Source organism: Prevotella veroralis (genome assembly GCF_018127765.1).
Classification (GTDB): Bacteria; Bacteroidota; Bacteroidia; order Bacteroidales; family Bacteroidaceae; genus Prevotella; species Prevotella veroralis.
Genome location: NZ_CP072330.1, coordinates 48012 through 65635, shown reverse-complemented (window position 1 = coordinate 65635; position 17624 = coordinate 48012). Strand labels below are relative to the sequence as shown.

At 43.4% G+C, this 17624-nt stretch carries 14 protein-coding genes; 4 read left to right on the top strand and 10 right to left on the bottom strand.

What is annotated here, in order from left to right:
* Window positions 1-55: 55 nt before the first annotated feature.
* On the bottom strand, window positions 56-982 hold the full coding sequence (locus J5A55_RS00260) for a DUF3298 and DUF4163 domain-containing protein (protein ID WP_155813778.1): 927 nt from the start codon (window positions 980-982) through the stop codon (window positions 56-58).
* A 114-nt stretch (window positions 983-1096) separates the two neighbouring features.
* On the opposite strand from J5A55_RS00260, the gene J5A55_RS00255 reads away from it, so the two are divergent.
* The 3 genes from J5A55_RS00255 (at window position 1097) to cysS (ending at window position 5243) form a co-directional block, all read left to right on the top strand.
* On the top strand, window positions 1097-2044 hold the full coding sequence (locus J5A55_RS00255; protein WP_004383144.1) for a Gfo/Idh/MocA family protein: 948 nt from the start codon (window positions 1097-1099) through the stop codon (window positions 2042-2044).
* A gap of 98 nt (window positions 2045-2142) precedes the next feature.
* Entirely contained in the window at window positions 2143-3096 is a 954-nt protein-coding gene (locus J5A55_RS00250; RefSeq protein WP_039851227.1) for an alpha/beta hydrolase, read from the top strand.
* Between the two features lie 659 nt (window positions 3097-3755).
* The gene (cysS, locus tag J5A55_RS00245; RefSeq protein WP_004383140.1) at window positions 3756-5243 is read left to right on the top strand and encodes a cysteine--tRNA ligase; all 1488 of its coding nucleotides are present in this window, start codon (window positions 3756-3758) and stop codon (window positions 5241-5243) included.
* A 378-nt stretch (window positions 5244-5621) separates the two neighbouring features.
* Here cysS and J5A55_RS00240 read toward each other — a convergent pair whose 3' ends face one another.
* Complete coding sequence (locus J5A55_RS00240) at window positions 5622-7289, bottom strand: nucleoside kinase (RefSeq protein ID WP_004383137.1); 1668 nt, start codon at window positions 7287-7289, stop codon at window positions 5622-5624.
* A gap of 115 nt (window positions 7290-7404) precedes the next feature.
* Between J5A55_RS00240 and J5A55_RS00235 the strand changes: the two genes are divergently transcribed.
* Window positions 7405-9114, top strand: a complete 1710-nt coding sequence (locus J5A55_RS00235) for a Na/Pi cotransporter family protein (protein WP_004383136.1) — start codon at window positions 7405-7407, stop codon at window positions 9112-9114.
* Between the two features lie 722 nt (window positions 9115-9836).
* Here J5A55_RS00235 and J5A55_RS00230 read toward each other — a convergent pair.
* The 8 genes from J5A55_RS00230 to J5A55_RS00195 all read right to left on the bottom strand — a co-directional run bounded on the left by J5A55_RS00230 (window position 9837) and on the right by J5A55_RS00195 (window position 17618).
* Window positions 9837-10037, bottom strand: coding sequence for a DUF4250 domain-containing protein (locus J5A55_RS00230; protein WP_039851225.1), 201 nt, complete (start codon window positions 10035-10037; stop codon window positions 9837-9839).
* A gap of 30 nt (window positions 10038-10067) precedes the next feature.
* Window positions 10068-10547, bottom strand: coding sequence for a cytidine deaminase (cdd, locus tag J5A55_RS00225; RefSeq protein ID WP_004383134.1), 480 nt, complete (start codon window positions 10545-10547; stop codon window positions 10068-10070).
* A gap of 81 nt (window positions 10548-10628) precedes the next feature.
* A complete protein-coding gene (locus J5A55_RS00220; RefSeq protein ID WP_004383133.1) occupies window positions 10629-12095 on the bottom strand; it encodes a hypothetical protein in 1467 nt (488 codons plus the stop codon).
* 51 nt (window positions 12096-12146) lie between these two features.
* Window positions 12147-12986: a glutamate racemase gene (gene murI, locus J5A55_RS00215; protein WP_004383132.1), complete on the bottom strand. Its 840-nt coding sequence runs from the start codon at window positions 12984-12986 to the stop codon at window positions 12147-12149.
* Between the two features lie 85 nt (window positions 12987-13071).
* Window positions 13072-13587: an OmpH family outer membrane protein gene (locus J5A55_RS00210; protein WP_004383131.1), complete on the bottom strand. Its 516-nt coding sequence runs from the start codon at window positions 13585-13587 to the stop codon at window positions 13072-13074.
* A gap of 150 nt (window positions 13588-13737) precedes the next feature.
* On the bottom strand, window positions 13738-14241 hold the full coding sequence (locus tag J5A55_RS00205; RefSeq protein WP_004383130.1) for an OmpH/Skp family outer membrane protein: 504 nt from the start codon (window positions 14239-14241) through the stop codon (window positions 13738-13740).
* Window positions 14242-14326: 85 nt separating this feature from the next.
* Window positions 14327-14875 carry an OmpH/Skp family outer membrane protein gene (locus J5A55_RS00200; protein WP_039851303.1) on the bottom strand — a complete coding sequence of 183 codons (549 nt, stop codon included), beginning with the start codon at window positions 14873-14875 and terminating at the stop codon, window positions 14327-14329.
* Between the two features lie 121 nt (window positions 14876-14996).
* Window positions 14997-17618: a BamA/OMP85 family outer membrane protein gene (locus J5A55_RS00195; protein WP_004383128.1), complete on the bottom strand. Its 2622-nt coding sequence runs from the start codon at window positions 17616-17618 to the stop codon at window positions 14997-14999.
* Window positions 17619-17624: the final 6 nt, after the last annotated feature.

The following is a 17624-nucleotide window of genomic DNA, read 5'->3' as shown; positions in this document are numbered from 1 at the left end:
TTCTGCCTTATCATTGGGAAGACGCTTATAACCTAGCAAGCGACCTCATCCGCCATCAATCACCAAGCCCTGCAAGTCGGCGAGCTTCAGGCGTAAGAAACTTCGCAATACTTTTATAAGGAATCGTGAAAGTAGGCATACCATGCACATAAGGGGCAATTTCATATTGTCCATAAATAATCTCTACACCTTTTTCTACTAAACAAGGAGTAATAGAGGGTTTAGGGATTACCCCATTTCCAATGAATAAATCATTCATGTATTCTTGTATTGCAGCAGGCGAAGGTGTCTCTCCGTTATCTTTTAAAAAAACATAGTAATATTCCCTCAATCCCTTTCGAAGCAACGGCTGAAGTGCTTTTATATTCTTAAAGTTCACAGGATTCCCCAACTTCTTACCCGTCTGTTTGTCAAAGGTAGCACCATATTGAGTCGCCATACCATGTGCTCCACCCTCATACAGATAATAGAAGGAATAATAAGTCACAAACAGCTTCGTTTCACTGTATTTCTTGACAGACATCGACAACTCACACGGAGCAGCCCCTTCTACAGTATCTCCACAAGATTCAGTTAAGTTATGGAATGCCTTTTCTGCATAATATTTCAACATCCTCCTACCATCAGCAGGGTTACTAAAAGGCTTAGCCTCCTTATTATCGACACCAAATATCACCGTACATCCTCTCATTTCCGAAGAGAGATAAGCACGAAGAGCATTGACCAAAGGTTGTGGTCCTGATACAGGAAAGGAATAAGACATCTCTACACTCCCCACTTTATTGCTAATCTTCTTTCCCATAGAGTCTGTAACCAAAGCTACTTCCTGATCAGCTACGGTGCTATCCACCTCCGAATGAGTACTCGAATCCGACACTTGCCCTACTGGATTATTATCCACAGGTGTTTTACGCCCATCACAGCCAGCCAATATACCAACTGCTATAAGGCACGTCAATAATAATAGAAATCTTTTGTTCATAATAGTTATAAAGCTTGTTAACAGACCACAAATATAGTCTTTTCCTATATTATCTGCAAAACAATTCCTACTTTTGTTACGCTCTGAACACATCATAAACATCAATAGAACAACATGAAGATAAGTATTATAGGCACAGGAATGATAGCCACCGAGGTTATCAAGATGCTAAAGAATGAGGCGAAAGGTATTGAGATAACAAGTATCTTTTCACATAGCAACAAGGAGAAAGCACTGACGCTTGCAAAGGAGAACGACATTGACCACGTATATACCGACTATGCCCAACTATTAAAAGAAGACGATGCCGACTTCGTCTATATAGCTTTGGTCAATAACGCACACTACACTTACGCGCGACAGGCATTAGAGGCTCAACGCAACGTTATTGTTGAGAAGCCCTTTACGAGTACGCTTGAGGAAGCGAAGCTACTCACACAGATGGCACGCGAACGTGGACTTTATCTCTTCGAGGCTGTCACACCCCTTCACACCCCCAACTTCCAACTCGTAAAGCAAAGTCTCAAGCGCATTGCTCCCATACATTTCGCACAATGTAATTTCTCGCAATACTCCAGTAGATACGAGCGTTACCTACAGGGAGATATAGCCCCCGCATTCAATCCAGAACTAGGTGGCGGAGCCTTGAACGACCTCAATGTGTACAACATCAACATCATCGTAGGGCTATTCGGAGAGCCTATCGCCAACCAATATTTCGCTAATCACGGGCACAATGGCGTTGATACCTCGGGCATTATGGTGCTCACCTACCCCAATCTCACAGCCTCCTGCGTTGCAGCCAAGGACTCCAGTAGCCCTTCCTTCATCTTAATTCAAGGCGAAAAAGGATGGGCGCGTATTCCAACTACAGCCAATGAGTTCGGCAAAGTGGAGATTATGGAACAAGGAAAGCTCACCAGCTACCAACGAAACGCATACGAGAGCCGCCTCACCCATGAGTTTATGGACTTCAAGGATATATGGGAGTGGAAAGACTACAAGCGTATGGAGGAATGGCTAGAAACATCACTTACGGTCATGAAAGTGCTGAGGAGTTAGAAAGCAGTCAAAGAACTCAAGAGAAACTAAAGAACGTGCAGGATGATAGAGGCGTGAAAGTCAACATAACTCATCCCTTATCCCTATTACAAATAACAATGAAGAAGAAGTTCTCTATATATCTTATCATCGTATTGCTCGTGGTCACTGGCACGCTGGCAGCTACCACCTCTTACCTCCTGAAGTACATGCTTGAGGAACCAACCCACACTTACGACTATCGTTGGGCAAAATTACATCAACGCTATCCAAGCCTTACTCCATGGTTAGACAGCCTCAAGACCACCCACCAACTGCGTGACACAACCATCCTACTCAATAACCACTTGCGGGCGCACGCCTTCTATCTTCGTGGTGATTCAGCCTGCGGGCGCACGGCAATATGCGTCCACGGATACAAAGACAACGGGCTGGGACTCCTATACATCGCACATATATATAATAAGGTGATGCGCATGAACGTACTACTACCCGACCTTCACGGGCACGGGCAAAGCGAAGGCAACTCCATACAAATGGGCTGGAACGACCGCAAAGACATAGAGCAATGGATACCCGTTGCCGAACGGATGTTCCGTGACAAACGCCACCCTAGTCAGATGGTATTACATGGCGTCTCCATGGGAGCAGCAACCATTATGAACGTGTCAGGCGATGAGAAGATCCCAACATACGTGAAAGCATACGTGGAGGATTGCGGTTACACCAGCGTATGGGACGAATGTACCGACCAGCTAAAGGCGCAGTTCAACCTCCCACAATTCCCCCTCGTCCACCTAGCCTCAGCCCTCTGTCAAGTCAAGCACGGTTGGAATTTCCATGAGGCGAGCCCATTGGAACAAGTCAAGAAATGCCACCGCCCCATGCTCTTCATTCATGGCGACCACGACACCTATGTCCCTTCATGGATGGTATATCCCCTCTACAAGGCAAAACCCCAGCCCAAGCAACTATGGATAACACAAGGTTCTGAGCACGCATATAGCTATCACGACTATCCAAAACTATATGAATCCAAAGTGAAGAACTTCGTTAGCAAATACTTCAAATAAGTGGGCTAACGAACACCTCCCACGCTTTGGAAACACCAAAGATAGCCCTTTCCCCATCTCCATCATACGTCTACCGCCCCCTTTCAGCCATACTCGATACCGCATACAAGTATGGTTGATTTCGTTTGCAGATATGCTCAATGTTGCTTACAAGTATGTTCAATGTCGATTACAAGTATGTTCGATATCGATTACAGCTATGCTCGGCATTGTTTACATATACATCTGCCATCCTTTACACATACGCCTCATAGTATTTTCACCATGGTGAAGATTATGTTTCATCGTGATGAGACACTCGTTTCATCATGATGAGACACAGGTTTCATCATGATGAGAATAACATGAGACATACGTCTAACGAATCAAAGATGCACATCTAACGAATAGAAGACATACATCTAATGAATGGAAGACATATATCTAACGAACCAAAGATACACATCTAAGGAATAGAATATATACATCTAAGGAATGGGGAACATAAGTCGGACAAAGCAGAGACTGGCACATAATCAAACGAAGACGCACGACCTGCGTATCCACTTCCATATCTTTCACCAATGCGAAACAAAGATTATAAAAAGTGTAGACAGACGTGTTACGGGTGATAATAATTTTGTAATTTTGCATCACATTAAGTAATAAATAACCAGATTATGCAAGACTTAGTAATTTACAATACACTGCATCGTAAGAAGGAGTTGTTCCAACCTATCGCTGCACCTAACGTAGGTATGTATGTCTGTGGTCCTACTGTTTATGGCGATCCACATCTTGGGCATGCGCGTCCTGCCATCACTTTCGACCTCTTATTCCGCTATCTGAAGCATATCGGGTATAAGGTTCGTTATGTTCGTAACATCACTGACGTGGGGCACTTGGAGCATGATGCCGATGAGGGGGATGATAAGATTGAGAAGAAGGCACGGCTTGAGCAACTCGAACCAATGGAGATTGCGCAATATTACACCAATCGTTATCACGATGCTATGCGTGCATTGAATGTTTTGCCACCAAGTATTGAGCCACATGCAACGGGTCATATCATTGAACAGGAGGAGCTGGTGAAGCAGATTATGGACAATGGTTATGCTTACGAAAGCAATGGTAGCATTTATTTCGACGTGGCTAAGTATGACAAGGACCATCATTATGGCGTATTGTCAGGGCGTAATCTCACCGATATGATTAATAACTCTCGTGAGTTAGCAGGTGTTGGTGAGAAGCATAATCAGGTTGACTTTGCATTGTGGAAGCGTGCTATGCCAGAACATATCATGCGTTGGCCATCGCCTTGGAGTAATGGTTTCCCGGGTTGGCATTGTGAGTGTACAGCTATGGGACGCAAGTATTTGGGCGATCACTTTGATATTCATGGTGGCGGTATGGACTTGATATTCCCGCATCATGAGTGTGAGATTGCACAAGCTGTAGCTTCACAGGGCGATCAAATGGTGAAGTATTGGATGCACAACAACATGATTACGATCAATGGACAGAAGATGGGTAAGTCGTTGGGCAACTTTATTACGCTCGAGCAGTTCTTTACTGGCAAGCATGACACGCTCACGCAGGCTTACTCGCCAATGACAATTCGTTTCTTCATCCTATCTGCTCACTATCGTGGGACTGTCGACTTCTCTAACGAGGCATTGCAAGCTGCAGAGAAGGGATATGAACGTTTGATGAATGGTATTGAGGACTCGGCACGCATTCAGCCATCGGATGCATCGGACGATAATACGAAGAAGTTTGTTGCTAACTTCCGTCAGAAGTGTTACGATGCAATGAATGACGACTTAATGACGCCTGCTGTCATCTCTAATCTGTTTGAGGCTTGCCACTTGGTAAACGTTCTTATTGATCACAAGGCACAGATTTCTGCCGATGACCTAAAGGAACTCACGGAGGCTATGCAACTCTTTGCTTTCGACATCTTGGGGCTCAAGAACGAGCGCAGTGCTAATAACGATGCACGCGAAGAGGCATACGGAAAGGTTGTAGACATGGTTCTCGATCTTCGTGCAAAGGCTAAGGCAGAGAAGAACTGGGCGGTCAGCGATCAGATCCGTGACGCTTTGGCTGATGCTGGTTTCCAAGTGAAAGACACTAAAGATGGCGTTACTTGGAAACTTGACAGATAAGAGGAGAAACATAACACACTTACGTTAGTAAAACTCATCCTATAAGAGACACACAAAAAAGTTCGCGAACTCTATTTGAATTAGTTCGCGAACTTTTCTCTACCTGCATGTTTCTTCTGTATAGAAACACGATAACAAAGTAGGGACAGACGCCCTCGTCTGTCCGCATACTAATATATGAAACAACAATAAACAGGGATGATTGAGCGGACAGACGAGGGCGTCTGTCCCTACTTTGTAACATCATCTAGATAGAAAAAACTCATCCCAATTAGCTTCCGTTAGATACTCCTCCCCTTGGGGGAGGCTGGGAGGGGTTTCCAGCCGAGGGTCTCTGTCCCTACCTCGTGGCTATTTATACGCTTCAATTATAACCTTCTAATACTTAAACGAACTACCACCAAGGAACTCACGAAGCAATGAGGTTGGAGGGAGCGCACGGAAAGGCAGGGGAGAGAAGTACTTGAGGAACTTGCGTAAGCGATAAGCCTCGGCATATTCTTCACAATTCTCTGGTACTTGCTCGAGCACCTCCTCTGCTTGTGGCTTTATGACTGCAAGTTCGAAGAGCATAGCTGTATTAAACATCACATCGGCTTGCTCCTGATAAGGGAATATCCATTTATTCTCACCAGAACGCACACTAGGCCATCGGCGGATCGTTTCTTGTGCTGAACAACCACGATACTTATAATCACGAACAATGCGTCGGAGCAATCGATTGTCAGTCGTTGGGATATAATTGTGATTATCCAATAGGATGGTAGTAAGCGCAGAAGCATAGATCTTAAACTTCTTGTCGTCGGGAATCTGAGCCGTGAGTGTTGGATTAAGGGCGTGAATGCCTTCTACAACTAACACGTTATTCTCCTCCAAATGCAACTTATTCCCACTCTTCTCACTACTTCCTGTTTGGAAATTATACTTGGGTAATTCCACTTCCTGACCATTGAATAAAGCATTAAACTGCTCATTGATGAGTGGAATATTCAGTGCATAGATACTTTCGTAATCATATTCTCCCTGTTCATCCTTCGGTGTTTCTTCCCGATTAACGAAGTAATCATCGAGTGAAATCTGTACGGGCTTCACACCACTAGCAAGTAGTTGCACAGAAAGACGTTTGCAGAATGTGGTCTTACCACTTGATGATGGTCCAGCAATCAGTACCACCTTAATATCTTTCTTTGCTGCAATCTTATCTGCAATCTGTGATATCTTCTTCTCTTGCAAGGCTTCGCTGACATTAATTAGATTAGTGGCTTCACCATTGCCGACCGCCTCATTAAAGTCACCCACCGTCTTTATACCTAACAGACTCTGCCAACGATGATGCTCTTTAAACACTTCAAACATCTTATCCTGCCGTATCAAAGCACCTAATTGGGATGGATCTTGCACGGAAGGGATGCGCAATAACACACCATCAAAATAAGGTTCGAGTCCGAAGAGATATAGTTGTGACGTGTTCGTGAGCATTGAACCATAGTAATAATCCTTATAGTCATCCAGAACGTAATAAACAGTATAAAGCGTTCCACTACTCTTGAGCAACTTTGCCTTTTGTTCGTCACCGAGTTTAGAGAACATATCAATAGCCTCTTCTGTTGTTGTTTCAAAACGTTGGATAGGTAGATGAGCATTGACAATCTCCTGCATTCGTGTGCGAATACGGTTTACATCCTCAGCAGTGATAGCATGCCCGAGTTTCAAATTACAATAGTAACCATTTGAAACAGGAATATCAATGATCACTTCGCTTCGCGAATAAAGATCGTGGACAGCCTTACAAAGAACGAGAAAAAGCGAACGAGTGTAAGTGCGAATACCCGATTGCGTATGCAAATCAAGGTACTCCACATCCTTATTATGATAGACCCTGTAATGCAATCCCTCAACTTTATTATTCACTTTAGCACTTACAGGACCATAAGGCATTTGAAGATTTATTTCCTTGAAAATGTCAGAAAGTGTACTTCCCATTGGGACTTTCAGACTTTTTTTATTATTTTTGCAGCGGATATGCAGTAATTGTGTCATAAGCATTTACGTGTTAAATGTAAGTCAGTGGACTAAATCGTTCGTCAATAAAAACGAATGGTAAAGGTAGAGAAAGTTATGCATATACACAAGAGATAGTCGTCACAAATTAAGTTATTATATGTCGATTTGGATTTTTTTTAAGCTCATTGGAGCCTTAGCGTTACTAATGTTTGGTATGAAGGCAATGAGCGAAAGCCTGCAAAAGATGGCAGGACCTCAATTGCGTCATGTCCTTGGTGCAATGACAACTAACCGCTTCACTGGTATTTTAACAGGTACATTTATTACCGCAGCCGTACAATCATCAACGGCAACAACGGTCATGACGGTTAGCTTCGTAAACGCAGGATTACTTACCTTGGTACAGGCTATCTCGGTTATTATGGGAGCCAACATCGGAACAACCCTAACGGCATGGATCATGTCAGCAGGCTTCTCGTTTAACATTACCGACTTCGTTTGGCCTGCTTTCTTCATTGGTATTGTGTTGATCTACTCTAAGAAGCGCAAGCTAATTGGCGACTTCCTCTTCGGCATATCATTCATGTTTCTGGGCTTGGGAACGCTGCGCCAAACGGGTATAGACATGGATTTGGCACACAACCAAGCGGTACTTGATTTCTTCAGTCAGTTCGATCCACAGAGCTTCTTCACCACGATTGTATTCTTACTCATCGGTAGCGTGCTGACAATGTGTGTGCAAAGCTCCGCTGCAATCATGGCTATTACGATGATTCTCTGTTCGACTGGCGTGCTTCCAATCTACCAAGGAATAGCACTCGTAATGGGCGAGAATATCGGTACAACAGTTACCTCTAACCTTGCCGCATTGACGGCAAACACGCAGGCACGAAGGGCTGCCATGGCACACATGGTGTTTAATATCTTTGGTGTTATTTGGGTATTGTGTATCTTCCACCCATTCATTAATATGGTCTGCGGATGGGTTGGTTATGACGTGACGATGCCTAAGGGTTCAGCTGGTTTCGTGGCTAATGCTGCCAAACTAAGCTTTGTATTGGCTGCATTCCACACCACGTTCAATGTTACCAACACGCTTATCCTTGTTGGTCCCATCAAGTACTTAGAAAAGTTAGTATGCTTGATTATCAAGCCAAAGGCCAACAAAGACGAGGATGAGTTCCGTCTTCATTTCATTCAGGCAGGCATCATGAAGACGCCGGAGCTATCTGTTTTGGAAGCATCTAAGGAGATCAAATCGTTTGCCGAACGCATCCAACGCATGTTCGGAATGGTTCGCGAACTGCTTGGAGAGCGTGACACAGAGAAGTTCACGAAGCTTTATACGCGCATAGAGAAGTACGAAGGAATATCTGATAACATGGAGATTGAGATAGCCAAATACCTTGATCAAGTTTCAAATGCCCATCTAAGCGATGAGACGAAAGATAAGGTGCGTTCGATGTTGCGTGAGATTTCGGAGTTAGAGAGTATTGGTGATGCTTGTTACAACATCGCCCGTACAGAGAGCAGACGCATCCATGGTAAGGAAGACTTTACAGAGGAACAATACGACCACATACATCAGATGTTCGATCTCACCGATGATGCTCTCACGCAGATGAACCGCATTTTGGTGGGACACAGAGAAGACAACGATGTGAATCGGTCGTTCAACATTGAGAACGAAATCAATAATTACCGCAATCAACTGCGCTCACAAAACATCAATGATGTCAACGATCATAAATACACCTATGCGATTGGTACGATGTATATAGACATCATTCAGGAGTGCGAGAAGCTCGGCGACTATGTTGTCAATGTGGTAGAAGCACGCATGGGTGTGCGTCAGCAAGATGCGTAAAGGGCGTAACACCAAATAGCAAGAGGGTGTATCAAGTAGGTTAAGAGTATAGAAACAAACGTTCTTGTCCGTCAGTACGATCGCAAATACTGGACAGATGAGGTCATCTATACCAAAGAGTTTAACCTTTGATACACTCTCTTATTTTATACAAAGCCTATTACGAATACCAAAAAACACGTCTGTGTTACCCTTCAAGAACCCAACTAATGCCTTAAACAAACTACTTATAACAGCGTTTTCATAGCTTGAGACTGTGCGTTTCATGTATTGAAACCCTGCGTTCCATATACTGAAACCCTGCGTTCCATATATTGAAACCCTGCGTTCCATGTATTGGAACTGTGCGTCTCAAGGGCTGAAACACTGTGTATCATGGGCTGAAACACTGTGTATCAGGGCTTGAAACACTGCGTCTCAAGGCTTGAAACAGTGCGTATCAGGGCTTTGGTATATCAGAATACATTAGTTTCTTTAGTCTAATAACATATACAAAGTAGGGACAGACGCCCTCGTCTGTCCGCTCATTTATTCCTACACGACACTCCGTCAGGCAACATCTCCTTCTTTGGAGAGGCTTGGGGAGGCTTTCATTGGTGATATTGGAGCGGACAGACGAGGGCGTCTGTCCCTACTTGTATGATATCGTCTTCGTATGCAAACAATACTATCTACTCCCCTCTCCATTCGGAGAGGGGCAGGGGGTGAGGCTTTTTTTCCTTTTACTTATCAAACCCAATGGGACGGAACTGATGCTGCTCCTCGCTATAAACATAGCCTGCCTTGAGCAGAGAAGCCTTGAGTTTATCAACGTCCTCATTGAAGTTGTAGCAAAGAGACTCTAGTGAATCGAACTCTTTATCACGCAGTAGCATGTTTGCACTGCTTACCAGTATTGCGGGATCTTTTGGTAGATAATCCATAGCTTAACGATGTTTTTAAAGAATAATAACCTACTCCATTGACTCTCCAACGAACTGGAGAGGGAGCAAGTCCTTGACTGTATCAATAACATAAACGCCTGACGTCCCGTAAAGAAGGATACGAATGGGCTGGTTATAACGACTTTCTATCTCTAAGATAACCTGTCGGCATGCGCCACAAGGTACGATTGGGTCACGCATCAAACCATACTCATTAGCCGCAGCTATCGCCAAGAGGGTGATAGGTTGGTCTGGATAAGTGGACTGGGCAGCAAAGATTGCGGAGCGTTCAGCGCATAATCCTGAAGGAAAAGCCGCATTCTCTTGGTTCGCTCCCATCACTTCTACGCCATTCGCAAGCAACAATGCTGCACCCACACGGAACTTGCTGTAAGGCGAATAGCTGTTACCTGTAGCCGAGATAGCTGTTTGGATGAGGTGTTGCTCTTCTTCTGATAGCTCATCAAGTTGGCAGAATCCTATCTTAATACTTAAATCTATTGTCTTCATTGTTGATATTTGTTATTGGTTATTGGGCTTATTAGCCTTATTAGGCAAATAGGGCTAATTAGGCTAATTGGGCTAATTAGATTAATGAGCAATCAGCTCATAACAGCCAATATCTGGTTTATTACCACGCTGCTTACCATCATGATCGGTTGTGAAACGTGTATCTGTTAATACTCGCCCTGCATCAATAGCAGGTGAGAGAACATTATTCTCTGGCTTTTTAAGGTGCAAGTCGTAGTCTTGCTTATCGGCATTGACCTTGACAAATTGCTTATCTCCACCACCCGGATAGTCCTTTGTGTTCTCCCAAATAACGTCCGTAAAACGTGCGAGCAAGGCTGTATCCTTTGGCTTTGGCGTGCGTAGCAGACAATGATCGAACTGATAATTGGCTGTTACTCCGTCCTTGTTATAAACCATGAGTACGTCTTCTGCATAGCCTGTTACCAACGAATTAACCATGTTGAAAGCCTGTAAAGGATAGTCCTTATCGCCTTCGTGATTGCCAAGACTTAATGCTGCACCGCGGTTACTATCGAAAGGATAGAACTGAGCAAAGGTGCAATGAGTCAGCGTAATGTGCCCACCAAGGAAGGAGGCGCAGTCCATCAATGTGTTAGAGAATTGTGTATTATAGGCTTCCACCTTACAGTTTACAGTCTTCAAACCATATCCTTGACAATTATGTATGGTTGAGTTAGCCAGTGTAAGTTTGTTTTGTGAGGTGTTGGCAGCGTCACACACGATACCATTATAGGCTGAATGGAGGTCGGTATGACTAATTACATTATCGTAACTATCGGCATGGAAGTGTATTCCTTGCCATTGTCCGCTCACATGGTCATAGGGAAGATAAGGGAAGAGGCGGTCTAATCGGTCACCACGTAACACCACGGGATGATCCGCCGTGCCCTCACATCGCAACGAGCCATACACTTCCAGCGATGCTTTCTGCGAGAAGTAAAGCGTCGTCCCAGCTGGTATTGTAAGCGTTGCACCCGCTTCCACCTTCAGAGTATCTTGTAAGACAATGGGCTTAGAGCCTGTTAATGTCATATTACTGGTGACCTTCAAACCCTTTAGAAGTTGTGCATCCCAGCTGTAAGCACTAAGGACTACACGTTGCTGGACGCCACTCTCAAGCGTAAATATAAGATCATCTGTTATCTTCTGTGGGCTTGTTCCATTATTCAGAGGCGATGTCATTTCCACAAAGACACGAATGCTATCCTTGTTTCTCACCTCTAAGTCTTTCACTTGATAGCCATTAGCAGCATTCAACTCGTCTCCACTAACATTCACACGGAACCCCGTTTGATTGCCTTGTGATAGTCGGACATTCGTCAATCGAAGCCCAGCTCCCGAGCGATTATACACCCAGAAGGTTCTTGTGGATGTAGGGACACTTGAGAAGAAAGTATCTAACTTTAACGTATCAGTTGAGAATGATAACAAGTTGGAACGTGACGTAGTGAATGTATCATCGTCCGAACATGCTGCCAGCAGTGCTACTATCGACAGGAGAAATAGTATGGTTAATTTCTTCATTATATATCTTTTTGGTTCTTATCTAACGATAACACCCTTGCTTTTATTGCTTTATTCCAAATCAACATGCTCTACATTCACCTCGTCATGGATGAAGATTTGAGCGTTCTCTTTGAACTTCTCGGGGTTCTCTGTCGTTAGATACCTCACTGTTGCATGTTTCGTGCAACGCTGCTCCATGTCTGGATGGCGTCGCAAGTAGTCTTGTAAGCTCTCTGCAACATACTCGCCTTGTGGGACGATACGTACTCCACGGGGCACATACTTGATGATCTTGGGCATAAGAATGGGGTAATGTGTGCAACCAAGGATGAGCGTATCAATCTCTGGATCTATCCGCATGATATGATCAATGCGTTTCTTCACAAAGTAATCAGCCCCTGGACTGTCCGCCTCATTGTTCTCTATGATAGGAACCCATAGTGGACATGCCACGCCCGTAACCTTTACATCAGGCCATAGCTTTTGTATTTCTATGTTGTAGCTTTGGCTTTTCACTGTGCCTTCAGTAGCCAACAAACCCACGTGATGAGAGCGAGTTAGTTTGCCAATAACCTCTGCTGTAGGACGAATCACACCCAACACTCGGCGCTGGGGATCAAGCTTTGGTAAGTCATTCTGCTGTATGCTGCGTAGTGCCTTGGCTGATGCTGTGTTACAACCAAGTATCACTAACTGACAACCAGACTCAAAGAGTTTCATTACAGCTTGCCGTGTAAATTGGTAAACAACATCGAATGAGCGTGAACCATAGGGTGCACGGGCATTATCCCCAAGGTAGAGATAGTCGTATTCAGGCAATAATTGGCGGATACCATGCAGTATGGTTAACCCGCCATAACCAGAGTCAAACACGCCAATAGGACCTGGCTGTTGTGAATATTGTGACATTATCCTCTTTATCAAATTGTTATAGAATAGGCTTTTAGGGCTCTATTGTTTTGCTTATTAATGGTCTCAAACACTTGAATACAGCCTATTTAAGCGCAGAGATAAGTGCATCTGTAATGTCTTCACCTATGGCAGTGTTCACAAAGGGAAGGTTGTTATTGTCTGAGTTAAGAATGAAGGCGTACCCACTCTCCTTACCCATCTCACGAACCGTATTGTCTAGTTTCTTACGAACAGGCGCATAGAGATCTGCTTCAGCCTTCTTCAAGAGGCGGTCAGTCTCCTTACGAAAGGCGATGTTGCGGTCCATCAACTCCTCTAACTCTGCTTGACGCTTGCGAAGAATAGACGGTTCTAACTTGTGCTGAACATCAAGGAAATCCTCATAACGGTTGTTGAAGTCATCAGCCGAACGCTTTGTTTCTGCATCATATTTCGCCTTTAAATCATTCAAACTACGTGTTGCTGTGGCATAGTCAGCCATTGCGTGCAACACCTTCTCATAACTAAAGTAACCGAACTTTAGGCTTGGAGTAGTTTGTTGTGCGACTGCCAAGAGTGGTAACAACACCAAAGCAAAGGAAAAGAATAGCTTTTTCATTCTACTAATTATTATCTCTTCTATATGTAAATACAAATAATGAGGTCAACGCAAGAATACTAATTCGTGCGGTGACCTCACCCTTATCTCCTCTTGAGAGTCGACTCTCAAGAGGCATATTAACACGGGCAAAGACTCCCGTACATGCTTTTACTTCATCTTAGCCAATTGAGCCTTAACCTCAGCTGTTACATCCTTGCTGAGTGCCTCATTGATATACAATGGCTGACCATTAGCTTTCTCCATGATGTAAACATAGTTCCCTGCCTTTGCAACTGCTGCAATTGCATTGCGAACTTTCTCAAGTACAGGACCGAGTTGCTTCTGCTGTTCCTCGTTGAAAGCCTTTTGGTTGTCTTGAGCGGTCTGCTGAATCTTTGTATACATATCCTGTAGATTCTTCTCTGTCTCAGCCTGCTTTGTTGCGTTCATAGTGCTCTTTGCTTTGTCATAAGCCTCGGCTTGGCGCTGCAATTCTGCTTGCATGTCTTCCAATTGCTTCTGGTATTCCTTACCCTTAGCCTCTAACTTGCTCTGAACAGCTGTAGCCTCTGGAAGAGACTGGAGCAGTGCTTGTGAGTCAAGGTGACCAAACTTCTGTGCAAACAAGGTCATTGGTGCACAGAGCATCAACATCAAAAATAACTTTTTCATTGCTTTTATTGTTTTAATAGTTTATGTTTTTGTTTTCTTATAAACGCTCTTGTGGTTCTATGAATATCGGTTGTCTCACCTTATATTATCGGTAAGCATAACCCAACTTCTGTAATACTTCATTGCTGATATCAACCTTAGGTGACCCATAAATAATGCCAGAAGCATTGCTAGAACGGTCGATAACAAGACTATATCCACGCTGATCGGAGATGTCCTTAACGGCATTATAAATCTCATCTTGTATAGGACTTATCAAACTGGTGCGCTTCTTGAAGAGCTCACCCTCTGGTCCGAAGTACTTACGTTTGAGATCGGATGCTTGCTTCTCTTTCGCCAAGATAGCATCTTGTTGCTTCTTCTTCTGGTCTTGAGAGAGGAATACTACTTCATTCTGATAGTTCTTGTACATGGTAGCAGCTTCTGTATTCAAAGCCTCAACCTCTGCTTGCCACTTCTTACTAACCTGATTCAACTGCTCATTCGCACGTTCGTAAGCTGGCACATTCTTAAGGATATACTCCATATCAATAAGTGCAAACTTCTGTGCAGAGGCTGATAAAGGTAAAAGAGTGAAAAGGTAAAGAGGTAAAACATACCTCAATACATTATGTAAAATCTTCTTTTTATCCATCATTTTTCTTATTGTTTAAATTAAATCTAACGTTTCTTTTTTATGAGAACAATCCCTTCAACGCTCAAAGCTCAACATTACAAGGTCAATAATCAAAGACCAATGTTCAAAGAGTCAAGCCTTAGAATTCCTGTCCAAGGATGAAGTGGAACTGGCTTCCACCCTTCTTTCCAAAGACAGTATCAAATCCGTATGCCCAGTCGATACCCATCATACCAACCATTGGAAGGAATATACGAACACCAAGACCAGCAGAACGTTTCATATCAAATGGATTGAACTTACTTGTCTCTGACCATGCATTACCAGCCTCAACAAAGCCCAAGCCATAGATAGTTGTATTGCCTAAGAGGAACGGATAACGCAACTCTAGAGAGAAGCGGTCGTATGCATAACCTTGTACTTCGTATGAAGGTGTGAGTGCTCCATTCTCATAACCACGTAATCCGATAGTCTCTTCTGCATAGCCACTGGAGTATCCACTCATACCATCACCACCCATATAGAAGGTTTCAAATGGGCTCTTCTTATTCCTGTTATAGCTGCCCAATAGACCTAACTCAACACGAGTAACCAAGACGAAACACTTCTGACCGCTACTAAGAGCTGTAAAGGTTCGTGCCTTAAACTTCCACTTGTGATACTCAATCCAGTGATACTTCTCTTGTTGCTCCTTAGAGTAATTAGGTGAATTAGGATTCGTTGCCAAGTGAGCATAGTCCTTTCCATCCCACTTAGACCATGGCGGAGTAATCGTCAAAGATGCCGAGAACTCTGAACCACGACGTGGGAAGAGTTGGTTATCAGTAGATGTTCTATTTAGTGATACCGTCAAGTTCAAGTTGTTAGATGTACCTGTTGGCATGAGGAAGTATCGCCAGTTACGTAACATGTAACGCTGATATTGTAACTGTAAAGACAATGTGAAGTAATCATCTGGCCAACTCAAACGTTTTCCCCAACCAGCATAAACACTCAACAACTTAATGTACTTGTCTGGATCATAATAGTTTTCATAACTGTTGTAATTATAGTTTCCGTAACCGTAACGATAATTGTTATAGTTGTTCAACAGCGACTGGTTGTAGTAATTACTTGATACATCGGTCTGCTTTGAATAAGAGACACCCACATTGAATTGGATAGGACGCTTACCACCCAACCAGTTGGTTGAATACTGAACATTGTAAGATTGGTAATAAGTACCATTCGTCTGTGCTCCCAAAGACAATGTCTCACCATCACCGATAGGCATGATACCACGATGTTCACGGTTTCTACGGAAGAGATTAGCCATTGAGAAGTTGGTTAACTTCAAGCCTACTCGACCGATAACACCTGTCTGTCCCCAACCCAGTGAAAGCTCAACTTGGTCATTAGACTTCTGTTTCAAATTATAGTTGATATCCACAGTTCCATCTTCGTAATTAGGTTCAGGAACAGGGTTGATAGCTTCTGGATCAAAATAACCCATTGATGCTAACTCACGAGCAGAACGCTGAAGAGCCTCTTTAGAGAATAGGTCACCAGGCTTTGTACGCAACTCACGACGAACAACATTCTCATAGAGTCGGTCGTTACCATTAATCTTCACACGATTAATATGTGCCTGCTGTCCTTCCGTGATACGCATCTCAAGGTCGATAGAGTCGCCGACAATGTTCACCTCAGTTGGCTCAAGTCTATAGAAGAGATAACCATTATTCCAATACTCATTACCAACAGCATCCTCATCTTGTGAGAGTCGCTTACTTAGATAAGTCTGGTTATAAACATCACCTTTCTTCATTCCAAGCAAACGAGAGAGGTAATCAGTTGAATAAACTGTGTTTCCGACCCAAGAGATATTACGAATATAATACTTCTTACCCTCGTTTACCTTTACATAGATATCCACATGCTTTGGATCAACATTCCACACACTATCCTTCAAGATAGTGGCATCACGGAAACCAAACTCATTGTATTTGGTAATGAGATTCCTCTTATCTTCAGCCCAACGCTCGGGTGTGAACTTCTTTGACTTCAGTAAATTGCCGAGCTTTCCTGCTTCATGTGTCTTAGCGAAAGCACCCTTTGAGAAGAAAGAACCCTTGATCTTCTTTATTGGAAGTTGCTCATTTCCTTCAATGATAATATTGCGAACCTTTAGCTTCTCCTTCTTATCTACATTGATATCAAGTATGACCTGATTCTTATTCGCAACATCATCACGCTGGAGAATATTAATATCGGCATTCTTATATCCTTTATCATCAAAGTACTTCTTAGCAAGTATCTTGGCACGACTAATCATGTTAGGAGTAATCTGACCACCTTTCAGTAAGCCCAACTTCTTCTCCATATCATCCCGTTCACTCTTCTTCAAACCATTGTAATTGATGGTTGAGACACGTGGTCGTGGTAAGAGATTAATTCTCAAGTAAATCTTATCACCGACGATAGAATCTGCACTGATGGATACATCAGAGAAGAGTCCATGCTTCCAATAACGCTTCACAGCATCAGTGATAGCCGTTCCTGGTACCTCCAACTCCTGCCCAATGCTGAGCCCAGAAATACCCGTAAGTACATAATCCTCATAACCATCAATACCACTGACTGCCAATCCTGCAAGCTTATAAGTATGCGGATTACCAGAATAAGTTATATCTGGATTAACGATCTTCTCTTGTCCGCTCACCGTTAGTGTCATTCCAGAAGTGAGAGCAAGAAGCATCAACACCTTATTTATATTCGTCATCTATAT